This window comes from Pseudarthrobacter siccitolerans (genome assembly GCF_001046895.1).
Classification (GTDB): domain Bacteria; phylum Actinomycetota; class Actinomycetes; order Actinomycetales; family Micrococcaceae; genus Arthrobacter; species Arthrobacter siccitolerans.
In genome coordinates this window covers 164,152-186,607 of record NZ_CAQI01000032.1, presented here as the reverse complement: position 1 = coordinate 186,607, position 22,456 = coordinate 164,152, and the positions used below count along the sequence as shown (strand labels likewise).

At 65.9% G+C, this 22,456-nt stretch carries 19 protein-coding genes and 1 tRNA gene; 7 read left to right on the top strand and 13 right to left on the bottom strand.

Annotated features, from left to right (window positions below; all coding sequences use genetic code 11):
- Nucleotides 1-158: 158 nt before the first annotated feature.
- Together ARTSIC4J27_RS05550 and ARTSIC4J27_RS05545 are read right to left on the bottom strand one after the other, a co-directional pair.
- Nucleotides 159-240 (bottom strand) — tRNA-Tyr (locus tag ARTSIC4J27_RS05550).
- 179 nt (nucleotides 241-419) lie between these two features.
- Nucleotides 420-674: a hypothetical protein gene (locus ARTSIC4J27_RS05545; protein WP_050054210.1), complete on the bottom strand. Its 255-nt coding sequence runs from the start codon at nucleotides 672-674 to the stop codon at nucleotides 420-422.
- A gap of 187 nt (nucleotides 675-861) precedes the next feature.
- Here ARTSIC4J27_RS05545 and ARTSIC4J27_RS05540 point away from each other — a divergent pair, with 187 nt between their 5' ends.
- Nucleotides 862-1,353, top strand: a complete 492-nt coding sequence (locus ARTSIC4J27_RS05540; RefSeq protein ID WP_050054209.1) for a YajQ family cyclic di-GMP-binding protein — start codon at nucleotides 862-864, stop codon at nucleotides 1,351-1,353.
- A 160-nt stretch (nucleotides 1,354-1,513) separates the two neighbouring features.
- Here the strand turns inward: ARTSIC4J27_RS05540 and htpX are convergent, their stop codons facing one another.
- Nucleotides 1,514-2,380: a zinc metalloprotease HtpX gene (gene htpX / locus ARTSIC4J27_RS05535; protein ID WP_050054208.1), complete on the bottom strand. Its 867-nt coding sequence runs from the start codon at nucleotides 2,378-2,380 to the stop codon at nucleotides 1,514-1,516.
- A gap of 33 nt (nucleotides 2,381-2,413) precedes the next feature.
- On the bottom strand, nucleotides 2,414-3,685 hold the full coding sequence (locus tag ARTSIC4J27_RS05530; RefSeq protein ID WP_050054207.1) for an MFS transporter: 1,272 nt from the start codon (nucleotides 3,683-3,685) through the stop codon (nucleotides 2,414-2,416).
- 95 nt (nucleotides 3,686-3,780) lie between these two features.
- On the opposite strand from ARTSIC4J27_RS05530, the gene ARTSIC4J27_RS05525 reads away from it, so the two are divergent.
- From ARTSIC4J27_RS05525 to ARTSIC4J27_RS05515, 3 genes are all read left to right on the top strand, one after another.
- Nucleotides 3,781-4,266: a Fur family transcriptional regulator gene (locus ARTSIC4J27_RS05525; RefSeq protein WP_050054206.1), complete on the top strand. Its 486-nt coding sequence runs from the start codon at nucleotides 3,781-3,783 to the stop codon at nucleotides 4,264-4,266.
- Between the two features lie 7 nt (nucleotides 4,267-4,273).
- Nucleotides 4,274-5,755 (top strand): catalase, encoded by a 1,482-nt coding sequence (locus tag ARTSIC4J27_RS05520; protein WP_050054205.1) that lies wholly within the window; start codon nucleotides 4,274-4,276, stop codon nucleotides 5,753-5,755.
- Between the two features lie 125 nt (nucleotides 5,756-5,880).
- Nucleotides 5,881-6,516 carry a DUF2461 domain-containing protein gene (locus ARTSIC4J27_RS05515; RefSeq protein ID WP_050054204.1) on the top strand — a complete coding sequence of 212 codons (636 nt, stop codon included), beginning with the start codon at nucleotides 5,881-5,883 and terminating at the stop codon, nucleotides 6,514-6,516.
- A 75-nt stretch (nucleotides 6,517-6,591) separates the two neighbouring features.
- Here the strand turns inward: ARTSIC4J27_RS05515 and ARTSIC4J27_RS05510 are convergent, their stop codons facing one another.
- The 7 genes from ARTSIC4J27_RS05510 to ARTSIC4J27_RS05480 form a co-directional block, all read right to left on the bottom strand.
- The gene (locus ARTSIC4J27_RS05510) at nucleotides 6,592-8,148 is read right to left on the bottom strand and encodes an amino acid permease (protein ID WP_050054203.1); all 1,557 of its coding nucleotides are present in this window, start codon (nucleotides 8,146-8,148) and stop codon (nucleotides 6,592-6,594) included.
- A gap of 148 nt (nucleotides 8,149-8,296) precedes the next feature.
- A complete protein-coding gene (locus ARTSIC4J27_RS05505; protein ID WP_050054202.1) occupies nucleotides 8,297-8,704 on the bottom strand; it encodes a DUF779 domain-containing protein in 408 nt (135 codons plus the stop codon).
- Nucleotides 8,704-9,726 carry an alcohol dehydrogenase AdhP gene (adhP, locus tag ARTSIC4J27_RS05500; RefSeq protein WP_200900757.1) on the bottom strand — a complete coding sequence of 341 codons (1,023 nt, stop codon included), beginning with the start codon at nucleotides 9,724-9,726 and terminating at the stop codon, nucleotides 8,704-8,706. Before adhP ends, ARTSIC4J27_RS05505 begins: the two co-directional genes overlap by 1 nt.
- 37 nt (nucleotides 9,727-9,763) lie before the next feature.
- Complete coding sequence (gene exaC / locus ARTSIC4J27_RS05495; protein WP_050054200.1) at nucleotides 9,764-11,287, bottom strand: acetaldehyde dehydrogenase ExaC; 1,524 nt, start codon at nucleotides 11,285-11,287, stop codon at nucleotides 9,764-9,766.
- Nucleotides 11,288-11,399: 112 nt separating this feature from the next.
- Entirely contained in the window at nucleotides 11,400-12,779 is a 1,380-nt protein-coding gene (locus tag ARTSIC4J27_RS05490; RefSeq protein WP_050054199.1) for a helix-turn-helix domain-containing protein, read from the bottom strand.
- A gap of 182 nt (nucleotides 12,780-12,961) precedes the next feature.
- Complete coding sequence (locus tag ARTSIC4J27_RS05485; RefSeq protein ID WP_050054198.1) at nucleotides 12,962-14,392, bottom strand: FAD-dependent oxidoreductase; 1,431 nt, start codon at nucleotides 14,390-14,392, stop codon at nucleotides 12,962-12,964.
- Between the two features lie 100 nt (nucleotides 14,393-14,492).
- On the bottom strand, nucleotides 14,493-15,491 hold the full coding sequence (locus ARTSIC4J27_RS05480; RefSeq protein WP_050054197.1) for a DNA topoisomerase IB: 999 nt from the start codon (nucleotides 15,489-15,491) through the stop codon (nucleotides 14,493-14,495).
- Nucleotides 15,492-15,575: 84 nt separating this feature from the next.
- Here ARTSIC4J27_RS05480 and rarD point away from each other — a divergent pair, with 84 nt between their 5' ends.
- The gene (gene rarD / locus ARTSIC4J27_RS05475; protein WP_050054196.1) at nucleotides 15,576-16,637 is read left to right on the top strand and encodes an EamA family transporter RarD; all 1,062 of its coding nucleotides are present in this window, start codon (nucleotides 15,576-15,578) and stop codon (nucleotides 16,635-16,637) included.
- Nucleotides 16,638-16,677: 40 nt separating this feature from the next.
- Nucleotides 16,678-17,940, top strand: a complete 1,263-nt coding sequence (locus tag ARTSIC4J27_RS05470) for an NAD(P)/FAD-dependent oxidoreductase (protein WP_050054195.1) — start codon at nucleotides 16,678-16,680, stop codon at nucleotides 17,938-17,940.
- Between the two features lie 81 nt (nucleotides 17,941-18,021).
- Here ARTSIC4J27_RS05470 and gabT read toward each other — a convergent pair whose 3' ends face one another.
- On the bottom strand, nucleotides 18,022-19,392 hold the full coding sequence (gene gabT, locus ARTSIC4J27_RS05465) for a 4-aminobutyrate--2-oxoglutarate transaminase (RefSeq protein WP_050054194.1): 1,371 nt from the start codon (nucleotides 19,390-19,392) through the stop codon (nucleotides 18,022-18,024).
- 26 nt (nucleotides 19,393-19,418) lie between these two features.
- Nucleotides 19,419-20,849, bottom strand: coding sequence for a gamma-aminobutyraldehyde dehydrogenase (locus ARTSIC4J27_RS05460; RefSeq protein ID WP_050054231.1), 1,431 nt, complete (start codon nucleotides 20,847-20,849; stop codon nucleotides 19,419-19,421).
- 156 nt (nucleotides 20,850-21,005) lie between these two features.
- Between ARTSIC4J27_RS05460 and ARTSIC4J27_RS05455 the strand changes: the two genes are divergently transcribed.
- Nucleotides 21,006-22,442, top strand: coding sequence for a PucR family transcriptional regulator (locus ARTSIC4J27_RS05455; protein ID WP_050054193.1), 1,437 nt, complete (start codon nucleotides 21,006-21,008; stop codon nucleotides 22,440-22,442).
- Nucleotides 22,443-22,456: the final 14 nt, after the last annotated feature.

The window sequence follows — 22,456 nt, the reverse complement described above, 5'->3', positions numbered from 1 at the left end:
GATTGGGTGCAGGTGGTGATGGCGGCTGCCCGATTGGGTGCAGGAGGTGATGGCGGGTTGCCCGGGCGGCGCCTGCCCCGCTACGGCAGGCACGTGGCTCGGGCGCGCAGACACGAAAAAGCCTCCGGAACCAGTGGTTCCGGAGGCTTTTCCTTGGGTGGCAGATGAGGGATTCGAACCCCCGTAGGCGTTGCCAGCTGATTTACAGTCAGCCCCCTTTGGCCGCTCGGGTAATCTGCCGAACTTCAAAAGAAGTACCCGTAGATGCAGTCTGCAGGACGTCCGTTTCCGGGCCGTTCCGCTTCCAGTAACCGCGGGCAAGACAACTTTACAGAACTTCCGCCGAAGAATCGAATCGGCGCGCAAAAGGCCGGAATTGCGCGGATTCAGGCCCTTCGAGGTGGCCTAAACGGCAGCCGTCACGCCTCCCCGAGAATCCTTCCGGCCAGCTTGGCTTCAAATTTCACGGCCTGCTCTTCGGTGATCTGGTTCAACAGCACCGCCCGCAGCAGGTCCTCCCGGACGCCGTCCATCCGGGAGGACGCATCAGCCACCGGGCTGAAAATGATGGACGCTGCCACCGCCGCTGCCGCCACCGAAGTTGCTGCTGTGGCAACGGCCCCGGCCGCCGCCGAAGTGGTTTGTGTGACGTAGCGGATGGCTTTGCGGTGCATGGTGGTCCCTTCGTACTGCTTTCCAACTCCTTCAACTCTGTCGGCGCATCCTTCGTTCCCGCCGGATGTCCGCTGAGAGGGAACTGTGAATTGCCGCTCCCCCTCAGCAGCGACATCCGTATTAGGCTTGATTGCAGCGATCCCGGCCCTGTCCGCGGACAAGGCCCCCACCAGCACAAGGAGAGTCATGGCAGGCGAGTCAACGTTCGACGTCGTAAGCAAAGTGGACAAGCAGGAAGTGGCCAACGCGCTCAACCAGGCACAGAAGGAACTGGCCCAGCGCTACGACTTCAAGGGTGTCGGCGCAGAGGTGGACTTCAGCGGCGAGAAGATCCTGATGAAGGCCAACTCCGAGGAACGTGTCCTGGCGGTCCTGGACGTACTGCAGTCCAAGCTGATCCGCCGCGGCATCTCACTGAAGTCCCTGGACACCGGCGAGCCCTACGCCTCCGGCAAGGAGTTCCGCCTCGAGGCTTCCATCAAGGAAGGCATCGCGCAGGACCTGGCCAAGAAGATCAACAAACTGATCCGCGACGAAGCCCCCAAGTCGGTCAAGTCCCAGATCCAGGGCGACGAACTGCGCGTTACGTCCAAGTCCCGCGACGACCTGCAGGCCACCATGGCACTGCTGAAAGACTTCGACGAGGCCGACCTGCAGTTTGTGAACTTCCGCAGCTAGCACCGCGGGCACAGTTTTCGACGCAGGAAATTTCCTGCGCCAGGCATAAACGCCGGCGCTACCCGGATTCCGGTAGCGCCGGCGTTTTTGCGCGCCGAGGATGGTTATGCCCGTCGAGGATGGTTTGGCGTGTCGCCGGACCGAACGGACGACGGCGGGACTAGCGCAGCGGCCTGCCGGCCATCCGTTCCAGCCGCGCGATCCTGTCGCGCATGGGCGGGTGCGTGGCGAACAGCTTGTTCATGGCCCCGCCCCGGAACGGGTTGGCGATCATCAAATGCGAGGCGTTCACCAGCCGCTGGTCCTGCGGCAGCGGCGCGATACTTACACCCTGCTCGATCTTGCGCAGGGCTGAGGCCAGCGCCAGCGGATCGCCGGTCAGCTCGGAACCGTCCTCGTCGGCGTCGTACTCCCTGGTCCGCGAGATGGCCAGCTGGATCAGGGACGCCGCGAAGGGGGCGAGCAGTGCCATCGCCAGCATCGCCAAAGGATTCGAATTGCGCCGGTCGCCGCCGAAGAACAGCAGCATCTGGCCCACGGAGGTAATAACGCCTGCGACGGCGGCGGCCACGGATGAGGTGAGGATGTCCCGGTTGTAGACGTGCATGAGTTCGTGCCCCAGGACGCCCCGGAGTTCGCGGGCGTCCAGGAGCTGCAGGATGCCTTCCGTGCAGCAGACGGCAGCGTTCCGCGGGTTCCGGCCCGTGGCGAAGGCGTTCGGATTCATGGTGGGCGAAAGGTAGATCCGCGGCATCGGCTGGTTGGCACGCACGGACAGCTCACGGACGATCTGGTACAGCTGCGGCGCCTGCGCTTCGGTGACCGGGTACGCCTGCATGGACCGGATGGCGATCTTGTCGCTGTTCCAGTAGCCGTAGGCGGTGGTGGCCACTCCGAGCAGCGCCATAATCCAGATGGGCGCGGAGCTCCGGGTACTCGCGCCGATCAGCGCACCGAGGCCCAGCAGCACCGCCCACAGAACGCCGAAAAGCGCTGCAGTCTTCAGGCCGTTGTAGTGTTTGTGCACGTTTCCTCCTCGCTCTTCTATGGGAACGGCTTACTAGGGAGCCGGGTTCCGCGCGTCGTACTTCTGGAAACCCGGCTGCAGCCTCGCCGCCAGCCACGCCCCTGCGATGCACAGCAGCCCGCCGAGCAGCAGGACCCAGCCCTCGGACGCGATTTTGGTGGCGCCGCCGGCCAGCAGGTCGCCGATCCTGGGACCGCCCGCCACCACCACGATGAACACGCCCTGGAGCCGGCCGCGGAGGTGGTCTGGTGTGGCGGCCTGCAGGATGGTATTTCGGAAGACGCTGCTGATCGAGTCGGCGATTCCAGCCAATGCGCAGCACAGTGCGGCCGGAAGGAGCCAGAACGTGACCTCGCCGTCCGGGGAACGCCCGGCGAGCACCACCACCATGCCAAACGCGGCGAGAGACGCACCCCACCCCATCACCGAGAACACCACCGCGCTCCCCTGCCGGCGGACAGCACCCAGCGGGCCCGAGAACAGCCCGGCCAGGAAGGCACCAACAGCAGTTGAGGCCAGGAGCACGCCCACCGTAGCTTCGCCTCCGCCGATCATCACAGCGCCGATAGCCGGCATCAGGGCACGCGGCTGGGCCAGGATCATGGCAACCAGGTCGATCACGAAGGTCATCCGCAAATTGGGACGGGTGCCCAGGAACCGAAACCCCTCGATGACAGAGCGGATGCCCGCCCTGCTGCGGCTTCCCGACGGCGGCAGGGGCGGCAGCCGGTAGACGGCCCACAGCACCAGGGCGAAGCTGGCGAAGTCGATGGTGTAGGTCCAGCCAAACCCCACCCAGGCCACCAGCACCCCGGCGAGCAGGGGGCCGGCAGTCATGGCCAGGCCGAAGGACATCATGCTGAGGGCGTTCGCCGCGGGCAGGAGTTCCTTGCGGATCAGCATGGGCAGGATGGCGCTGCGGGCAGGCTGGTTGATGGCCTGCGCGCCGCTCTGCACCGCCACCAGGAGGTAAAGAACCCAGACGTTGCCCAGGTGCAGCCACGATTGCAGGGCGATCAGTCCGGTGGTCAGCCACAGGACGGTGCTGGCCAGCAGGGCGACCCGGCGCCGGTCGTGGGAGTCGGCAATGGATCCGCCCAGGAGTCCGCCGATCACCAGGGGCACCAGCGCGAAGACGGCCAGCAGTCCCACATAGAAGCTGTCCAGGGTAAGCCGGTAGATCTCCAGGCTCACTGCCACCAGGGTGAGCTGGCTTCCGACGGCGGAGACGGCCGAGCCGAGCCAGAGCCGGCGGAAGTCGGGGCTTTCCTTGAGCGGCGTGATGTCAGCAAGCAGTTTCCCCACCCTGTAACCCTAATGTCGCCGGGGGCGCTGACCCTCCATCCGAGGTTAGCCAAGCCTTATTGTGAGATATTCATAATAAGTGTTTCAATGGTGTCATGACAGAGCACTTTGACGGCCAGGAGGCATGGGCTGCCGCCCTGCGCGCCCACGGCCGCAGGGTGACCAAACAGCGGCTGGCGGTGCTGTCCGCCGTCGAACGCCATCCCCACTCCCCCGCCGAAAGCATCCTGGCTGCCGCCCGCGCCGAGCTTCCCGAACTGACAGCCCAGTCCGTTTACGTGGTGCTGGGGGACCTCACGGACTTGCACATGCTGCGCCGCTTCGAGCCGCCGCACTCCCCCGCCCTGTATGAAACCCGCGTCGGCGACAACCACCACCATGCCATCTGCATCAGCTGCGGCCGTGTTGAGGACGTGGACTGCGCCGTGGGGCACGCGCCCTGCCTCACGCCCCACTGGGATGAACACGCCAAGCCGATGACCATCCAGATCGCCGATGTGATGTACCAGGGCATCTGCCAGGACTGCCAGCAGTCCCAACAACTTCCTTCCAATCGTCCCTCAGAAGAAACACAGAAATAGGAGAACAATGACTGCCATTTCAACAACCCAGTCAGGTGCCCCCGTTACGTCCGACGCGCACTCGAAGTCAGTTGGTGCCGACGGTGCCATCATCCTGACTGACCACTACCTGGTGGAAAAGCTCGCCCAGTTCAACCGCGAGCGGGTGCCGGAGCGCGTAGTGCACGCCAAGGGCGGCGGTGCATTCGGTACGTTCAAGACCACCGAGGACGTGTCCAAGTACACGAAGGCAGCCTTCCTCCAGCCGGGCGTCGACACCGAAATGCTGATCCGTTTCTCCTCCGTTGCGGGCGAGAACGGTTCCCCGGACACCTGGCGGGATCCCCGCGGGTTCGCCGTGAAGTTCTACACCTCCGAGGGCAACTACGACCTCGTGGGCAACAACACCCCGGTGTTCTTCATCCGCGACGGCATCAAGTTCCCGGACTTCATCCACTCCCAGAAGCGCCTGCCGGGCACGCACCTGCGCGACGCCGACATGCAGTGGGACTTCTGGACCCTGTCCCCCGAGTCCGCCCACCAGGTCACCTGGCTGATGGGTGACCGCGGCCTGCCCGCCTCCTGGCGTGAAATGCAGGGCTACGGTTCGCACACCTACCAGTGGATCAACGCCGAGGGCGAGCGTTTCTGGGTCAAGTACCACTTCAAGTCCAACCAGGGCGTGAACTCCATGACCGGCGAGCAGGCTGAAGCCCTGGCCGGTTCGGACGCGGACTTCTACATCCGGGACCTGTCCGAAAACATCGAAGCGGGCAACTTCCCGTCCTGGGACCTGCACGTCCAGGTCATGCCCTACGAGGATGCCAAGACCTACCGCTTCAACCCGTTCGACCTGACCAAGGTCTGGCCGCACGCCGACTACCCGCTGATCAAGGTGGGCACCATGGAGCTGAACCGGAACCCGGAGAACTACTTCGCGCAGATCGAGCAGGCCACGTTCGCGCCGTCGAACTTCGTTCCGGGCATCGCCGCTTCCCCGGACAAGATGCTGCAGGCCCGCATCTTCTCCTACGCGGACGCACACCGGTACCGCGTGGGTACCAACCACGCCCAGATCCCGGTGAACCAGCCCAAGAACCAGGTCAACAACTACAGCCAGGACGGCGCCGGACGTTACCTGTTCAACGCCCCCTCGGTTCCGGTCTACGCCCCGAACACCTTCGGCGGTCCGGCTGCCCTTGAGCCGCAGAACCCGGCCGGCGGCTGGGAGAACGACGGCGAGCTGACCCTCGCCGCGCACTCCCTGCACGCCGAGGACAGCGACTTCGTCCAGGCCGGCACGCTGTACCGCGAGGTCTACGACGACGCCGCCAAGGCCCGTTTCCTGGACACCATTACCGGTGCCGTGGGCGGCGTCAAGCGCTCCGACATCAAGGAACGCGCCATCCAGTACTGGACCAACGTTGACGCCGAACTGGGCGCCAAGCTGCGCGCCAACCTTGGCGCTGCACCGCTCTCCGAGGCAGAAGCCGCCAACAAGATCGGCTGATCCAGCCCCTCTCTGAGTTGCTGAAAACCACCCCGTCACGGGCATACGTGGCGGGGTGGTTTTTCTTTTCCACATAGCTGTTGCTGGCCATGGCTGACGTTGCCCGGTGTCCCTAGGATCGACGCATGACAACTTTCCAGGGCATCCCCGCCGCCGCCTTCGGCTTCTACCAGGAGCTGCAGGACAACAACAACCGTGAGTGGTGGCTGGAAAACAAGGACCGCTACCAAACGCTGGTCCGGGACCCGTTCCTCGCGCTGCTGGCCCAGCTGGAGCCCCGGTTTGGACCCGGCAGGATCTTCAGGCCCAACAGGGACATCAGGTTTTCCCAGGACAAGTCTCCGTACAAGACAGCCCAGGGTGCCTTTGCCTCCGTCCAGGAAGGTGTCGGCTTTTACCTCCAGGTCAGCGCAGAGGGTTTGCTCGTAGGCGGCGGCTACCACTCCCACACCCCGGCCCAGCTCGCCCGGTACCGCAATTCCGTCGACGCCTCGGGAACCGGCGAAGCGCTCCGGCACATTGTCGAAGCCGTGGCTGCCGCCGGATTTGTGGTGGAGGGAGAGAAGCTCAAGACTGTCCCGCGCGGGTATCCGCAGGACCATCCGCGGGCTGAACTCCTGAAGCACAAGTCCCTGTCCGCAGCCACCGATCTCGGTCAGCCGGCATGGCTGTCCACCCCTGCCGCCGCACAGGAGATTGCGGCACTCTGGGATGAGCTGCGGCCACTGGTGGACTGGGTGGGCAGGCACGCTGCACCGTAGACGCCACTGCCCCGCACCGCGGATGCGGTACGGGGCAGTGTGTCCAGGTCAGGTGCGGTGCACCCTGCCCGGGGATCAGGCGCGGGTCAGCTCGTCCTCGTCCTCGCCGGTGGCCTTGCCGGCCGTTACGGGAGCACCGTTGACGGCGGTACTGGCCGAGGCGAACTTCTCATTCAGGCGGGAGTGGCGCTGGCCGTAGGAGAAATAGATGGCCAGGCCGATCGCCAGCCAGATGGCGAAGAAGATCCAGGTCTCCACGGCCAGGTTGGTCATCAGGTACAGGCACAGGACTGCGGACACGATCGGCAGGACCTTGCCGAACGGAACGCGGAAGGCCGGCTTGAGATCCGGGCGCTTCTTGCGCAGCACCAGGATGCCCAGGCTCACCACCACAAAGGCGGACAGGGTGCCAATGTTGATCATTTCCTCGAGCAGGTCCACGTTGGTCAGCCCTGCCACCAGTGCAACGGCGGCGCCGCAGATGATCTGGAGGCGGACCGGCGTCGAGCGCTTGTCACTGGTCTTGGACAGCGCGCGGGGCAGGAGGCCGTCGCGGCTCATCGCCAGGACCACGCGGGACAGGCCCATCAGGAGGACCATGATCACGGTGGTCAGGCCCACCAGCGAACCGAAGGCAATGACCTTGGCGGCGGAGGTGTCGCCTACCGCTTCGAACGCCGTAGTGAGCGTGGGGCTCTCTGCCGCGGCCAGTTCCGTGTAGGACACCATGCCGGTCAGGGCAAGGGATACCAGGATGTACAGCAGCGTCACCAGGGCAAGTCCGCCGAAGATGCCGCGCGGCAGGGTCTTCTGCGGATTCTTGACCTCCTCCGCGGAGGTGGCCACCACGTCGAAGCCGATGAAGGCGAAGAACACCAGGGCAGCGCCGGCGAAGATGCCAAGGGTGCCGTACTGTGCGGGGGCAGCCCCGGTGAGGAAGCCGAAGAACGACTGCTTCAGGACGTCCGCAGTGCCGGTACCGCCGGTGGGCTCGGCGGCAGGAATGAACGGGCTGTAGTTCTCAAACTTCACGTACGTGAAGCCGACGACGATCACAAAGAGGACCACGCCGATCTTGATCAGGGTGAAGATGTTGCCCACGCGGGCGGACAGTTTGGTGCCCAGCACCAGCAGCACGGTGAACACGGCAACGATGAGGAAGGCGCCCCAGTAGAGGTCCACGCCGCCCAGCGAAAGGGCCGGCGGGATGTCGGCGCCCATCAGTGCGAACACCTTGCTGAGGTAGATGCCCCAGTACTTGGCGATCACCGCTGCGGCGGTGAAGAGCTCGAGGATCAGGTTCCAGCCGATGATCCAGGCAAGCAGCTCACCCATGGTGGCGTAGGTGAAGACGTAGGCGGAGCCTGCCACGGGGATGGCGGTGGCGAATTCGGCGTAGCACATGATGGCAAGGGCGCAGGTGATGGCGGCGATTGCGAAGGACAACGTCACGGCGGGGCCGGAGAAGTTGGCTGCAGCCTTGGCGCCTACGGAGAAGATACCGGCGCCCACGGCCACCGCAACGCCCATGATCATCAGGTCCCACGTGCTGAGGGACCGCTTGAGCTTGCGTCCGGGTTCATCGGCGTCGGCGATGGACTGCTCGATTGATTTGGTCCGGAGAAGGTTCATAGGGGGATCACAATCCTGATTTCTGATGGAAACAGACCTATCAACGATAGTGTCCATCCACTGGACGGCCCCAATTGTTCCGGATGGTGAGACGGAAAAAGCCCGGCCTGATGTTCGGGCCGGGCTTCTTCCTACGAAATTATTGCTCCTAAACCGGCCAATCCATCAGTGTGGACCGGATCAGGAAACGCTTGCCTTCGGGCGCTTCCACCGAGAAGCCGCTGCCCCGTCCCGGCACCACGTCCACGGTCAGGTGCGTGTGGCTCCAGTAGTTGAACTGCTCACGCGACATCCAGAACTCCAGCGGCTGCGGCTCCAGTCCCTCGGATACGTCGAAGAGGCCCAGCAGCACATCCGAGTCGCCGGTCAGGAAGTCCCCTGCCGGATAGCACATGGGTGAGGACCCGTCGCAGCACCCGCCGGACTGGTGGAACATGAGCGGCCCGTGCCGGTCCCACAGCATCCGCAGCAGGGCCACGGCCGCGGGCGTGAGCGCCACCCTGGAGAAGTCTTCCCCGGGCAGCGTCACTGCAGCATCGATGCTGTCGGCGGTCATCAGAACCTCAGGACCACGCGGCCGTCGATTTTGGCGTGCTTCATCTCGTCAAACACGGCGTTGACCTCGGAGAGCTCCCGGACGGAGACCGTGGGATGGATCTTGCCCTGGGCGTAGAAGTCCAAGGCCTCCTCCAGGTCCTGCCGGGTACCCACGATCGAGCCGCGGACTGTCAGGCCCTTGAGCACAATCTCGAAGATCGGCGCCGGGAAGTCCCCCGGCGGCAGCCCGTTGAACACGATGGTGCCGCCGCGGCGGACCATCCCGATGGCCTGCCCGAATGCCGACGGGTGCACTGCCGTAACCAGGACTCCATGGCAACCTCCGGTTTCACGTTGAATGACTTCCACGGGGTCCTCGTGGAGGGCGTTCACGGTCAGTTCCGCCCCGTGGGCTTTGGCGAGGGCGAGCTTGTCGTCGGCGATGTCGACGGCGGCCACCCGCAGGCCCATGGCCACGGCGTACTGCACCGCGATGTGTCCCAGCCCGCCGATGCCGGAGATCGTGACCCACTGGCCGGGCCTGGCCTCCGTCATCTTCAGGCCCTTGTAGACGGTGACACCGGCGCAGAGCACCGGCGCCACCTCGACGGGGTCGGATCCCGCCGGTATACGGGCCGCGAAGCGGGTATCGACAAGCATGTACTCGCCAAAGGACCCATCCACGCTGTAGCCGCCGTTCTTCTGCGCCTCGCACAGGGTTTCCCAGCCGGTACGGCAGTACTGGCAGTCGCCGCAGGCGGACCACAGCCAGGCGTTGCCCACCAGGTCCCCGACGGCGAGGTCGGCGACGCCGGCCCCCAGTGCCACCACTTCACCCACTCCCTCGTGCCCCGGAACAAAGGGCGGCGAGGGCTTGACCGGCCAGTCGCCTTCGGCGGCGTGCAGGTCGGTGTGGCACACACCCGTGGTGAGTACCTTGACCAGCGCCTCCCCGGGGCCGGGGGTCGGGATGGGGAGGTCCTGGACCTGGAGGTCGGTGCCGAATTCGTTTACTACTGCTGCTTGCATTGTCGTCGTCATTGGCGAAATCCTTGCGTCGTTGTAGCGGCGGTGGGGGTTAGAAGAAGCCGAGCTTGTTTTCGTTGTAGCTGACCAGCAGGTTCTTGGTCTGCTGGTAGTGGTCCAGCATCATGGCGTGGTTCTCGCGCCCGATGCCCGAGGACTTGTAGCCGCCGAACGCGGCTCCCGCCGGGTAGGCGTGGTAGTTGTTGACCCAGACACGGCCGGCCTGGATTTCGCGGCCGGCGCGGTAGGCGATGTTGCCGTTGCGGGACCAGACGCCGGCACCCAGGCCGTACAGGGTGTCGTTGGCCAGGCCCATGGCGTCGTTGTAGTCGCTGAACTTCGTGACTGCCACCACCGGGCCGAAGATCTCCTCCTGGAAGATCCGCATTTTGTTGTGGCCCTCAAACACTGTGGGCTGGACGTAGTAGCCGCCGGCCAGATCACCGGGCAGTTCGGCCCGGCCGCCGCCGGTGAGCACCTTGGCGCCCTCCTGCTTTCCGATGTCGATGTAGGAAAGGATCTTTTCCAACTGGTCGTTGGAGGCCTGCGCACCTACCTGTGTCTGGGTGTCCAGCGGGTTGCCCTGCACCATTTTCTCCACCCTTGCAACGGCGTCCGCCATGAAGGACTCGTAAATGTCCTCCTGCACGAGTGCACGGGACGGGCAGGTGCAGACTTCGCCCTGGTTGAAGGCGAACAGCGCGAAGCCCTCCTGGGCTTTGTCGTAGAAGGCGTCGTTGTCCTGCGCGACGTCGTTGAAGAAGATGTTGGGGCTCTTGCCGCCCAGTTCCAGCGTGACGGGGATGAGGTTCTGGCTGGCATACTGGCTGATCAGGCGGCCCGTGGTGGTCTCGCCGGTGAAGGCGATCTTGCGGATCCGGGGGCTGGAGGCGAGCGGCTTGCCGGCTTCCACGCCGAAGCCGTTGACGATGTTCAGCACGCCTGCGGGCAGCAGATCGCCGATGAGTTCCACGAGGACCAGGATGGAGCTCGGCGTCTGCTCGGCCGGTTTGAGCACCACCGCGTTGCCGGCGGCGAGGGCCGGCGCCAGCTTCCAGACGGCCATGAGGATGGGGAAGTTCCACGGGATGATCTGTCCCACGACGCCGAGCGGCTCGTGGAAGTGGTAGGCGGTGGTGTCGTCGTCGAGCTGGGAGAGCCGGCCTTCCTGGGCACGGACGGCGGAGGCGAAGTAGCGGAAGTGGTCCGCGGCCAGCGGGAGGTCTGCGTTGAGGGTTTCGCGGATGGGCTTGCCGTTATCCCAGGATTCGGCGACGGCGAGCATTTCCAGGTTTTCGTCGATGCGGTCGGCGATTTTGTTGAGGATGGCGGCGCGCTCGGCAACGGACGTCTTGCCCCAGGAGGGTGCCGCCTTGTGGGCCGCGTCCAGCGCCAGGTCGATGTCTTCAGCGGTTCCGCGGGCTACCTCGCAGAAGGCCTTGCCGGTGACGGGCGTGATGTTTTCGAAGTACTGGCCTTTGACCGGGGCCACCCATTCGCCGCCGATCCAGTTTTCGTAGCGGTCCTTGAAAGTGACCTTCGAGCCCTCGGTTCCGGGCTGGGCGTAAACAGTCATTGCTAGCTCCTTTGCTGTGCAGTGGGCGGCGCTTGCTGCTGGCGGCCGCCGTTGGAAACAGCGTAGGAGCGGGGAGGTTGCAGTCAGGTTGCAACGTTGCCCCAATTACAAGTTAGGAGCCCAGTTCGGCTTCCAGCCGTTCAAGGTGCGCGACGACGGCGGCCCTCTTGGGTGAGCGGGCTGGAAGGAGGCGCAGGGCGGCGCGGCGGACCCCGACGTCGTCCCTTGCCTCGGGAAGCTCGGCGTACTTGAGCAGGGATTCGGCGCTGCCGTCAGTCAGGACCGCCTCACGCAGCAGCGTCGAGACGTTGTTGCGCAGCTCCACGATGCCGGGCGCCTCGGACCTGGGCAGGACCGCGCCGCGGTAGATTTCCAGGGCGATGCGGTGGGCGCCGCGTTGCAGGCAGCTCAGGACTTGCCCGCTGTCCGGCACCACATCCACCGGAAGTTTGTAGGGCCGGGATCCGGGCACGGCGTCAGGGTTGAGCTGCTGGAGGACCTTCCGGAGGCGGACCATTTCGGCCCGCAGGGTCATGGTGGAACCGTCCCCCGGGTAGAGCCGCGCGCTCAGCTCTTCGGCGCTGAGCCCGTCCGGGTGGGTGCTGAGGAGCGCCAGGATTTCGCTGTGCCGGGCGGAAAGAACAACGGTTTTTCCTTCCAGGCTGAGCAGTGCCTGGTCGCGTCCCAGCAACTGCAGGCTGTTCCGGTACAGGCTGCCTTCCTTGGCCGCCTGCCCGGGTGCGCGGGAAGCAGAAGCCGCGGCCCGGCGTCGTACCGGCCTCTGCGCAATCTCCGCGGCAAGCTGGAGGCGCTCCACCCGCAGCTGTGCCTGGGCGGCCGCTACTGTTGCCTCCACCAGCGAGAGGGTATGCGGCGCCACCGCCGTGGCCGTACCGGTGATGTCCACAACGCCGAGGACGGCACCGGAATCCGGGTCATGGAAGGGCACCGCCGTGCAGCTCCAGGGATGCACCGCCCGCTGGTAATGCTCGGCGCCGGCGATTTGGATGCCACGGCCCAGGGCAAGGGCGGTGCCGGGCGCGCTGGTGCCCACCGTGGCCTCGGACCAGTCGGCGCCGGCAACGAACATCATGCCCTCTGCCCGGCGCTGCAACGCGGGGTCGCCTTTCACCCAGAGCAGCCGGCCCACTTCGTCACCCACCGCCACCAGCAGTCCGCTGTCGTGGCTGGGCTGGACCAGGAGTTTGTTGATGACCGGCATGATGGCGGCCAGGGGGTGCTGGCTGCGGTAATCCTCGAGCTCATCCCGGTCCATGGCCAACGGGGCGGCAGGATTGTCCGGATTCGCCTTGAAGCCGGCGGAACGCTGCCACGACTCACGGATCAGGCTGCGCAGCCCGGGAAGCTCCGGCGTTTCCACCGGCACGGCGCTGTCCGTCAAGCCGGTGTCCAGGTATTCATGTCCGGCAAGGGCGGCGCGCTGGCGCGGTTCAGCGCCAACGGTAAAGCCGGGCTGGATCAGGTTCTTCATCGAACTCCTGCTGCTGCCTGCAGGCACGGCGTTGCTCAGCCGGCCAAGGGGTGGTCGCCATTCTAACGCGACCCTCCTCCCCCACCTAGCGGAAGAGTTTTTGTCCAGATATGCAGGCTTAGCGGGGCTTTAAGTCGGCATATCTGGACAAAAACTCCCAGGGGCGGGGTGGGGGCGGGAGGTCAGCCGCGGGAGATCCGGATCATTTCCTCGCGCGGCACCACCTTGATCCGTTCGCGCACAACGTGGTCGAGGCCTTCGGGGCCGGTCCATGCCGCACCCAGGCCCGCTTCGTGGGCGTCGAGCTTGTTCCAGCCTTCCCAGGTGGTGTATTCGATGCCGCGCTCCTCCAACAGGTCGATGATGGCCTGCGGATCAGGGTTCTTGGCGGGCGGCAGGGTGAGCCGGTCCTCGAGCAGGAAACCGATGGTCTCCAGGGCGTCACCCTTGGTGTGGCCGATCAGGCCCACGGGTCCGCGCTTGATCCATCCGGTGGCGTAGATCCCGGGTACCGGATTGCCTTCGGCGTCCAGCACGCGCCCGCCCTCGTTGGGAATGACACCGCGCTTCGCGTCGTACTCCAGTTCGTCCAGGGCCGAGCCGTGGTAGCCGATGGCGCGGTAGACGGCCTGGACGGGGTAGTCGATGAACTCGCCCGTGCCCTTGGCGTTGCCCGTCCCGTCAAGCTGCATGCGCTCAAACTTGATCCCGCCCACTTTGCCCGTGCCGTCGTCGAGCACCTCCACCGGGCTGTGCAGGAAATGCAGGTGCAGCCGCCGGGAGGAGGGATTCTCCGACTCGGTGTGTTCCTCCACCAGCCAGTTGGTGAGCGTGTTCACCATGGTCTTGATCTGGTTGTTGCTGCGGATGGCCTCGTCCGAGGCGTCATCAAACTCAAAGTCCTCGGGGTAAAGCACAATGTCCACATCGTTCATGTGGCTGAGCTCCCGCAGCTCCAGCGGGGTGAACTTCACCTGGGCGGGGCCGCGGCGCCCGAACACGTGCACATCGGTGACCGGCGAGGCCTTCAGTCCCTGGTAGACGTTGTCCGGGATCTCGGTGCTGAGGAGCTCTTCCGGGTGCTTGACCAGCATGCGCGCCACATCCAGCGCCACGTTCCCGTTGCCGATGACGGCGATTTCCTTCGCCTCCAGCGGCCAGTCCCGCGGCACGTCCGGGTGCCCGTCGTACCAGGAAACAAAGTCGGCGCCGCCGAAGGAGCCCTGCAGGTCGATGCCCGGGATGCCCAGGTCCGCATCCTTGACGGCACCGGTGGAGAAGATCACGGCGTCGTAGAAGGCACGGAAATCGTGGAGGGTGAGGTCCCGGCCGTAGGTGACGTTGCCCAGGAACCGGATGTCGCCGCGGTCCAGGACCTTGTGCAGGGCGTTGACGATGCCCTTGATGCGGGGGTGGTCCGGCGCAACGCCGTACCGGATCAGTCCATAGGGCGCCGGGTAGGCCTCAAAAAGGTCGATGCTGACCTCAAAGTCGCCGTCCTTCACGCCGCCGGACTTGGTGAGGATATCCGCAGCGTAGACTCCTGCCGGTCCCGCGCCCACAATGGCTACCCGGAGCGGACGTGTGGGGGTGGTTTCGCCGTGGTTGGACACTCGGAGCCCTTCTGACCGATGAGGATGCGCGGTAAGAGCAGCGCACAATCACTTATTCTAAATGGCCCCGGACGCCCTGCGGCGGAGCGGAAACCCGGCCTCAGCCGCTTTTCGCCAGCGGAACCACATCGCCTTCGCGGTAGAGCAGCGCGCGCAGTTCTGCTTCTGCGGAGTCCGGCCGCTTGGGGTCGATGGTTTCGCCCTCGTGGTAGTGGTCCACCACGCGGGGGTCCACATAGCTTTTCCGGGCGATCGACGGCGTGTTCCCCAGTACCTCCGCGGCGTCATACATGGCACGGCTGATGGCCCGCTTCCGCTTGGCCGCCGTTCTTTGCGGGCCCGTCCTGGCCAGGCTGGCGGCCGCGGCCACCGTACCCCGCAGGGTCCGGAAGTCCTTGGCCGTAAAGTCCGAGCCCGTCCGCTCCTTCACGTAGGCGTTGATGTCGGCGCTGGTAACAGGCCGCCACCGCCGCCCGTCCTTGTACGCCAGAAGCCGGGCGTTGGGGCCACGCCGCTTGAGCAGGCGCAGCAGGGCGGCAAGGTCGGCGTCGCGGATTTCCGATTCCCAGTCCTTGCCGCTCTTGGCCGGGAACCTCAGCTGGATCCGGTCCTTGCGGACCTGGACATGCGCACACAGCAGCGTAGCCAGGCCGCGGCTGCCGTTTTCATTGGTGTACCGCTCGGACCCCACCCGTAGCGACCCGCTGTCCAGCATCCGGAACGCCGCGGCGAGGACGCGGTCATGCGAAAAGCCTTCGCTGCGCAGGTCCATGGTCACCCGGCGGCGGGCGGCCGGAAGCGATTCGGCCAGCTGGAGGGACCGGTCGAATTTCAGCCTGTCCTTCCGCTGGCGCCATTCCGGGTGGTAGATGTACTGCCGCCGGCCCACCGCATCCACACCGGTGGCCTGGATGTGCCCGTTCTCGAACGGGGCAATCCAGACGTCCGTCCACGCCGGCGGTATCCCGATGCTTTCCAGCCGGTCGCGGACCGGGCCCGGGGGCAGGGTGGAGCCGTCCAGGTCCCGGTAACTGAAACCCTTGCCCGCTGCCACCCGGCGGTAACCGCGGCCCGAAGCGTTGCTGCGCCGGAGCCTCATCACGAAACCTCCGGCCGGTCGGCAATTATCATAAAAGCAAGCCTACTGACTATTTGCTGGAATACCTGCCCCGGAACTGATGTTATGGATCTCGTGCCCTCTCCCGATGGATATCCCGCCCCCGCCCGCGTGCCCGCCCCGTCAGCTCCGTCCGCGGCAGCATCCGCCCCGGGACCCGCAACCGGAGCCGGCACCAAAGGCGCGCCGCTCAAGGCGGTAGACAAGGACACGACGGCGGGAATCCTCTTTGGCATCGGCGCCTACGGGCTGTGGGGGCTGCTCCCGCTGTACTTCTTTGTGCTGATGCCCGCAGGCGCCGTCGAAATTGTGGCCAACCGGGTGGTGTGGTCGCTGCTGTTCTGCGCACTGCTCATCACCGTGACCCGTTCCTGGGGGGCCCTGGCCAGGGCGCTTCGGGACCGTTCCGTTTTTGGCACGCTTGCCGTGGCCGCTCTCCTCATTGCCGTCAACTGGCTGACCTACACCTACGGGGTCACCACCGGACAGGCCGTGGAGGCGTCGCTGGGCTACTTCATCAACCCCCTGGTCTCCGTCCTGCTCGGAGTGTTTGTCCTGAAGGAAAAGCTGCGCCCGCTCCAGTGGGCGGCCGTGGGCATCGGCTTCATCGCCGTGGGGGTGCTCACCTACTCCTACGGCAAGCTGCCGTGGATCGCGCTGACCCTGGCCCTCAGTTTTGGCCTGTACGGCTTCGTGAAGAAGCGGGTGGGACCCAAGGTGGACGCCGTCACCAGCCTCAGCGTGGAAACCCTGGTACTGGCTCCATTTGCTGCCGCCACCATGATCTACCTGGCTGCGGCCGGAACAGCCACCCTCACCACCCAGGGCCCCGGCCACTTCTGGCTCCTGCTCTCTTCCGGCGTGATCACCGCGGTGCCGCTGGTGTTCTTCGGGGCTGCGGCGCGCCGGCTCCCCATGACCACCATCGGGTTGCTCCAGTACGCAGCACCGCTGCTGCAGTTCGTCCTGGCGCTGCTGGTGTTCAAGGAAGCGATGACCGTGGACCGGTGGATCGGTTTTGGTGTGGTGTGGGTGGCGCTGCTGGTGCTGACGGTGGACATGCTGCGCACCGCCCGCAAAACGTCGGTGGCCCGGCGGCGCGGTAAAGCTTCCGTGAAATCCCCCTAGGCCCCTGTTGCCCGGAACCCCGGTGGAGTAGGTTGCTCGGATGGAGGACTCATATCAGGTCATCGTCATTGGCGCCGGATTCGCCGGCATCGCCGCAGCCAAGGAACTTGGCCGCAAGGGCGTTCGGGTATTGCTGATCGACTCGAACAACTACCACCAGTTCCAGCCCCTGCTGTACCAGGTGGCCACCTCGCAGATCGGCGTCTCAGCCATTGCCCGGCCCATCAGGTCCGTGTTCCGGCGGCGCAGGAACGTGCGCGTCCTGACCGCCGAGGTGGCCGCCGTGGACGCGGCCAACCACACTGTCACCACCGCGGAGGGCGAGACGTTCCGCGCCCGGATCCTGGTCCTTGCAGTGGGCGCTGTGCCCAACTTCTTCAACACTCCCGGTGCCGAGGAGCACGCTTTTCCGCTGTACTCGGTCACGGATGCCACCAGGCTTGGAACCAGCGTGACCCGACTGCTGGACCGGGCCGACAGGGAGCCCGGCGCCGCAGTGGAGATGGTGGTGGTGGGCGGCGGGCCAACGGGTGTGGAAACGGCAGGCGCGCTGGCGGAAAACATCAAATTCGTGGTCGCCAAGTACTTCTCCCCCGACCTTGCGGCCCGGTGCCGGGTGCACCTGGTGGACATGGTCCCGAACGTCCTCACCATGTTTTCCACCAGGTCGCAGGAATACACCTGGAAACGCCTGGCCAAAATCGGCGTCCAGCTCCACATGGGCGTGAGCGTCAGCGAGGTCCGGGCCGACGGCGTGACGCTGGCTGACGGGACGGACATCCCCGGCGGAATAGTCGTCTGGGCCGGCGGCCTGAAGGGCGGCAGACTGCTGGCCGGCTCCGGGCTGCCGCAGGGAAAGGGCGGGCGGATCGACGTCCGCACCGACCTGACCGTTCCCGACGTCGAAGGCGTCTACGTCATCGGCGATGCCGCCAACATCACCGATTCAACCGGGGCAAAACTCCCCCAGCTCGGCTCCGTGGCCCAGCAGGCCGGCAAGTGGTCGGCCCGCAACATTTACGCCGACCTCACCGGGGGTACCCGCCAGCCATTCCGTTACGTGGACAAGGGGTACATGGCGATGATCGGGCGGGGCGCCGCCGTCGCCGAACTCGGCCGCAAACGCCTGCAGCTGCAGGGGCCGCTGGCGTTTGCGTCCTGGCTGCTGGTGCACCTGGCCCTCCTGTCCGGATTCCAGCAGAAAATCCGCGCACTGTTCTCCTGGCTCAACGGATACGTTCTGCACAGTCCGGCGCAGGTGGTTATCGGCGGGCCGGACAACGGCAAGCGACAACTGCCTTAAAACCCCCCGGCCCGGAACGGTAGTTCCGGGGCCGGGGGTTTTGTTCGCGCCGTTGCGAGGGGACGCTAACTCTGTGCAGTGCTACGCGTTGGCCTTGATGGCCGCAGCCAGGACCTCCAGGCCGTCGTTCAGCAGGTCATCGGTGATGACCAGCGGGGGCAGGAGGCGGATCACGTTGCCGTAGGTGCCGCAGGTGAGGATGATGACGCCTTCCTTGAGGCAGGCGGCGGCGACGGCCTTGGTCAGCTCCGGGTTCGGTTCCTTCGAACCTGCCTGGACCAGTTCGATGGCCAGCATCGCGCCGCGGCCCCGGATGTCCCCGATCACAGCGGTGCCGGCGCCGGCCAGTTCCTCCTGCAGGTCCCGCAGCCGGGTGGTGGCGAGGGCTTCGATGTGGCGGGCGCGGCCGGCCAGGTCGTATTCCTCCATGGTGCCGATGGAGGCAAGTGCGGCGGCGCAGGCCACCGGGTTGCCGCCGTAGGTGCCGCCGAGGCCGCCGGGGTGGACGGCGTCGAGCAGGTCTGCCCGGCCGGTGATCGCGGACAGCGGCATGCCGCCGGCGATGCCCTTGGCGAGGGTCATGATGTCCGGGATGACGCCTTCGTGGTTGACGGCGAACCATTCACCAGTGCGGCAGAAACCGGACTGGACCTCGTCGGCGATGAAGACGATGCCCTTTTCCTTGGCCCACGCTGCCAGTGCCGGGAGGAAGCCCTCTGCCGGGACGATGAAGCCGCCTTCACCCTGGATGGGTTCGATGATGATCGCGGCAACCTGGTCGCCGCCGATCTGCTTTTCGATCATGGTGATGGCGCGCTTGGCGGCCTCTGCACCGGTGATCTCCGGGTTTTCCTCGCGGTACGGGTAGCTCATGGGCATGCGGTAGACCTCGGGCGCGAACGGGCCGAAGTTGGTCTTGTACGGCATGGCCTTGGCGGTCAGCGCCATGGTGAGGTTGGTGCGGCCGTGGTAGGCGTGGTCGAAGGCCACGACGGCGTCGCGCCCGGTGGCGAGGCGGGCCACCTTGATGGCGTTCTCCACTGCCTCCGCACCGGAGTTGAACAGGACCGTGCGCTTCTCGTGGTCGCCCGGGGTGAGGCGGTTCAGCTGCTCGGCGACCGCCACGTAGCCTTCGTACGGCGTGACCATAAAGCAGGTGTGCGTGAAGTGCTCCACGGCTTCCTTCACGGCACCGACGACGGCGGGATCGGAGGCGCCCACGCTGGTCACGGCGATGCCGGAGCCGAGGTCGATGAAGGAGTTTCCGTCCACGTCGTGGATGATGCCGCCGTCGGCGTCGGCAACGTAAACCGGGACGCCGGAGGCGACGCCCGCGGCGACGACGGCCTTGCGGCGCTCGGCCAGGGCCAGCGACTTGGGGCCGGGGAAGTCGGCCTGGACGCGGCGCTTCTGCTCGAGGCGGAAGGTGATTTCACTTGCGGTGGCGGTCATGATGTTTCTTTCCTTGCTGGTGGGGACTAGGCGTCGAGTGCGGACATCACGTGCTTGATGCGCGTGTAGTCCTCGACGCCGTACATGGAGAGGTCCTTGCCGTAGCCGGACTGCTTGAAGCCGCCGTGCGGCATTTCGGCGGTCAGCAGGATGTGGGTGTTGATCCAGACGGCGCCGAAGTCCAGGTCGCGGCTCAGGCGCATTGCGGTGCCGTGGTTGGAGGTCCACACACTGGAGGCCAAGGCGTAGTCCACGTCGTTGGCCAGCTCCACGGCTTCCTGCTCGGTGCTGAACTTCTGCACCGTGATCACGGGGCCGAACGTTTCCTGCTGGACGATGCTGTCCGTCTGCCTGGCGCCGGTGACGATGGTGGGCTCGAAGAAGAAGCCCTTCTCCCCCGCCCGGTGCCCGCCGGTTTCGATCCGGCAGTGGGCCGGCAGGTTCTCCACCACGGAGGTGACCTGCTTGAAGTGGTTGATGTTGTTCAGCGGGCCGAAGTAGTTGTCTTCGTCGTTCTGCGAGCCGGTGTGCAGGGTCTTGGTGTGCTCCACCATGGCGGCCACAACGTCGTCGTGCACTGACTCCTCCACCAGCACGCGGGTGATGGCGGTGCAGTCCTGGCCGGCGTTGAAGAACGCGAACTCGGCAATGGCCGCGGCGCTCTTCTTGATATCGGCGTCCTTGAACACGATGGCCGGGGCCTTGCCGCCGAGCTCCAGGTGGGCGCGCTTGAGGCTCTTCGCGGCACCGGAGGCGACGGCGATGCCGGCGCGGACGGAGCCGGTGATGGACACCAGGCCGGGGACCTTGTGGTCCACCATCATGGCGCCGGTCTGGCCGGTGCCCAGCACAACGTTCAGGACGCCGGCGGGCAGGATCTCACCGGCCAGGCGGGCAAGGACCAAGGTTGACTCCGGGGTAGTGTCCGAGGGCTTCAGGACAATGGTGTTGCCGGCGGCGAGCGCGGGGCCGATCTTCCAGATGGCCATCAGGAACGGGTAGTTCCAGGGGGCCACCTGGGCCACAACGCCGATGGGTTCGCGACGGACGTAGGAGGTGTGGCCCTCGAAGTACTCACCGGCGGACTTGCCCTCGAGGATGCGGGCGGCGCCGGCGAAGAAGCGCAGCTGGTCGGCGCCGGCGGCAACTTCCTCAGAAGCGATCAGGGAGCGCACCTGGCCCGTGTTGCGGTGCTGCGCCTCCACCAGTTCGTCACTGTTGGCCTCGACGGCGTCCGCGAGCTTGAGCAGCATCAGCTGGCGCTGGCCGGGCGTGACGTGCTTCCAGCTCTTGAAGGCTTCCTTTGCTGCGGCCATGGCCGCGTCCACATCCTCCTGGTTGGAGATGGGCGAACGGGCCACCACTTCACCGTCAGTGGGGTTCACGATGTCCAGCGTGCCGCTGCCGGCAGGCGTGACAAAAGAACCGTTGATGAAGTTCTGCAAGGTTTGGACCACGGTGTGCAACCTCTTTCCTGGGGGCCATCGGCGTCGAAACTGATGGATCTGACTGCTCTGAGCCTATGCCAGCACCCCTGCCCCGTGAATAGCCACCTGCACACCCTTCCTGCTGATTTTTAGTGCGGTTGACTAGCGCGCGTTTATCCTTGGTCCATGGCCATTTCCCTTGCTGCGCTCCTGGGTGTCAAATCCCTGAACCTGTCCAAAGTGGGGGTCGCCGAGACCACCTGGCATCAGGACATCAACTGGGTGGCAGTGACCGAGCTGGAAGACCCGCAGCGCTTCATCAACGGCGGGGAGCTCATCCTCACCACCGGCCTGCGGCTGAAATCGGCACCCGAGCAGCGGCGCTTTGTCCGGCAGGTGCAGCGCGCCGGTGCCGTGGGCATCGGCTTCGGCGTAGGGCTTTCGCACGAAGCGGTGCCGCCGGCGCTGCTCGCGGAGGCCAACCGCTGGGGCCTTCCCGTGGTGGAAGTCCCCTACGAGACCCCGTTCATTGCCATCGGCAAGCTGGTGGCGGATGCACAGTCGGCGGACCACTACGCCAAGCTGGAACGCCTGATCGCAGGGCACCAGGTGCTGGCCCGCGCGCTGCTGACCGGCGGCGGCCTGGCCGAACTGCTGAAACACCTGGGCGGCATGCTTCGGGCGGACATCGCGCTCACCCAGTTCACCGCCCAGCTGTACAACAGCACCAAGGACAGCCCGCAGGCCGACACCTGGGCCTCCTACCCCATCCCCACCGGCCGGCGGGATGCCTGCACCCTCTGGGTCCGCAAGCCCTTTGAGGACTCCGGCATCATCGGGTACGCCCAGAACCTGATCAGCGTGGAGCTGAACAACATGGTCAAGCAGCGCCAGGCCGAACGCGCCCTGTGCGGGCAGGTGCTGGAGGACGTGATCCACGGGGCGCTGGAAACCAGTGAGGCCCAGCGCCGGCTCGCCGGCGTGGGGATCAACAGCACGCGCAAGAACGTGGTGCTGCTGGCCGTCTCCGCCGCCCATCACAAGGCCCTGGTGAGCACCTCGGTGCCGCGGGAACTGGAGAAGTCCGTTGCCGCCGTCGTGGGCAAGGACCTCGTGCTGGTGATGAACGACGACGGCGGGGCGGCGCCGTCGCTGGCGCGGAAGTTGAGCGACCACCTGGCTGAGGCGGGGATCCATGCGACGATCGGCATCGGCGGCGCGTACACAAAGCCGAACGGCCTGCGCTGGAGCTACTTCGAGGCGCGGGACGCGGCTAGCCACGGACTGCCCGTCAACGAGCCGGAGCGGTTGAGCCTGACGTCACTGCTGCTGGCCAGTGAGGACGTGCCGCTGGCGGACATGGCCCACGAGTCCCTGAATCCGCTGCGGACCTTCGACGCCGCCCACGGTGCCGAGCTGATGACCACGCTGGAAAGCTACCTGAACAACAACGGCTCCGTGGCCGCCGTGGCGGAGGAGCTCACCCTGCACCGGAACACGGTGAGGTACCGGCTGGCGCAGATCACCGAACTGACCGGCTACGACCCCGCCGTGACCACGGACCGGGTGCAGCTTTGGCTTGCCCTGGCGGTGGCCCGGCTGTCCGCCCGGCAGGGCAAGTAGCCGCTGCGCGGGGA

Excerpts from the sequence above, each read along its gene's own strand:
- ARTSIC4J27_RS05545 (WP_050054210.1), bottom strand. The coding sequence starts at position 674 with ATGCACCGCAAAGCCATCCGCTACGTCACACAAACCACTTCGGCGGCG.
- ARTSIC4J27_RS05540 (WP_050054209.1), top strand. The coding sequence starts at position 862 with ATGGCAGGCGAGTCAACGTTCGACGTCGTAAGCAAAGTGGACAAGCAG.
- ARTSIC4J27_RS05525 (WP_050054206.1), top strand. The coding sequence starts at position 3,781 with ATGACAGAGCACTTTGACGGCCAGGAGGCATGGGCTGCCGCCCTGCGC.
- ARTSIC4J27_RS05520 (WP_050054205.1), top strand. The coding sequence starts at position 4,274 with ATGACTGCCATTTCAACAACCCAGTCAGGTGCCCCCGTTACGTCCGAC.
- ARTSIC4J27_RS05515 (WP_050054204.1), top strand. The coding sequence starts at position 5,881 with ATGACAACTTTCCAGGGCATCCCCGCCGCCGCCTTCGGCTTCTACCAG.
- ARTSIC4J27_RS05510 (WP_050054203.1), bottom strand. The coding sequence starts at position 8,148 with ATGAACCTTCTCCGGACCAAATCAATCGAGCAGTCCATCGCCGACGCC.
- ARTSIC4J27_RS05505 (WP_050054202.1), bottom strand. The coding sequence starts at position 8,704 with ATGACCGCCGACAGCATCGATGCTGCAGTGACGCTGCCCGGGGAAGAC.
- adhP (WP_200900757.1), bottom strand. The coding sequence starts at position 9,726 with ATGACGACGACAATGCAAGCAGCAGTAGTAAACGAATTCGGCACCGAC.
- exaC (WP_050054200.1), bottom strand. The coding sequence starts at position 11,287 with ATGACTGTTTACGCCCAGCCCGGAACCGAGGGCTCGAAGGTCACTTTC.
- ARTSIC4J27_RS05490 (WP_050054199.1), bottom strand. The coding sequence starts at position 12,779 with ATGAAGAACCTGATCCAGCCCGGCTTTACCGTTGGCGCTGAACCGCGC.
- ARTSIC4J27_RS05480 (WP_050054197.1), bottom strand. The coding sequence starts at position 15,491 with ATGAGGCTCCGGCGCAGCAACGCTTCGGGCCGCGGTTACCGCCGGGTG.
- rarD (WP_050054196.1), top strand. The coding sequence starts at position 15,576 with ATGGATCTCGTGCCCTCTCCCGATGGATATCCCGCCCCCGCCCGCGTG.
- ARTSIC4J27_RS05470 (WP_050054195.1), top strand. The coding sequence starts at position 16,678 with ATGGAGGACTCATATCAGGTCATCGTCATTGGCGCCGGATTCGCCGGC.
- gabT (WP_050054194.1), bottom strand. The coding sequence starts at position 19,392 with ATGACCGCCACCGCAAGTGAAATCACCTTCCGCCTCGAGCAGAAGCGC.
- ARTSIC4J27_RS05455 (WP_050054193.1), top strand. The coding sequence starts at position 21,006 with ATGGCCATTTCCCTTGCTGCGCTCCTGGGTGTCAAATCCCTGAACCTG.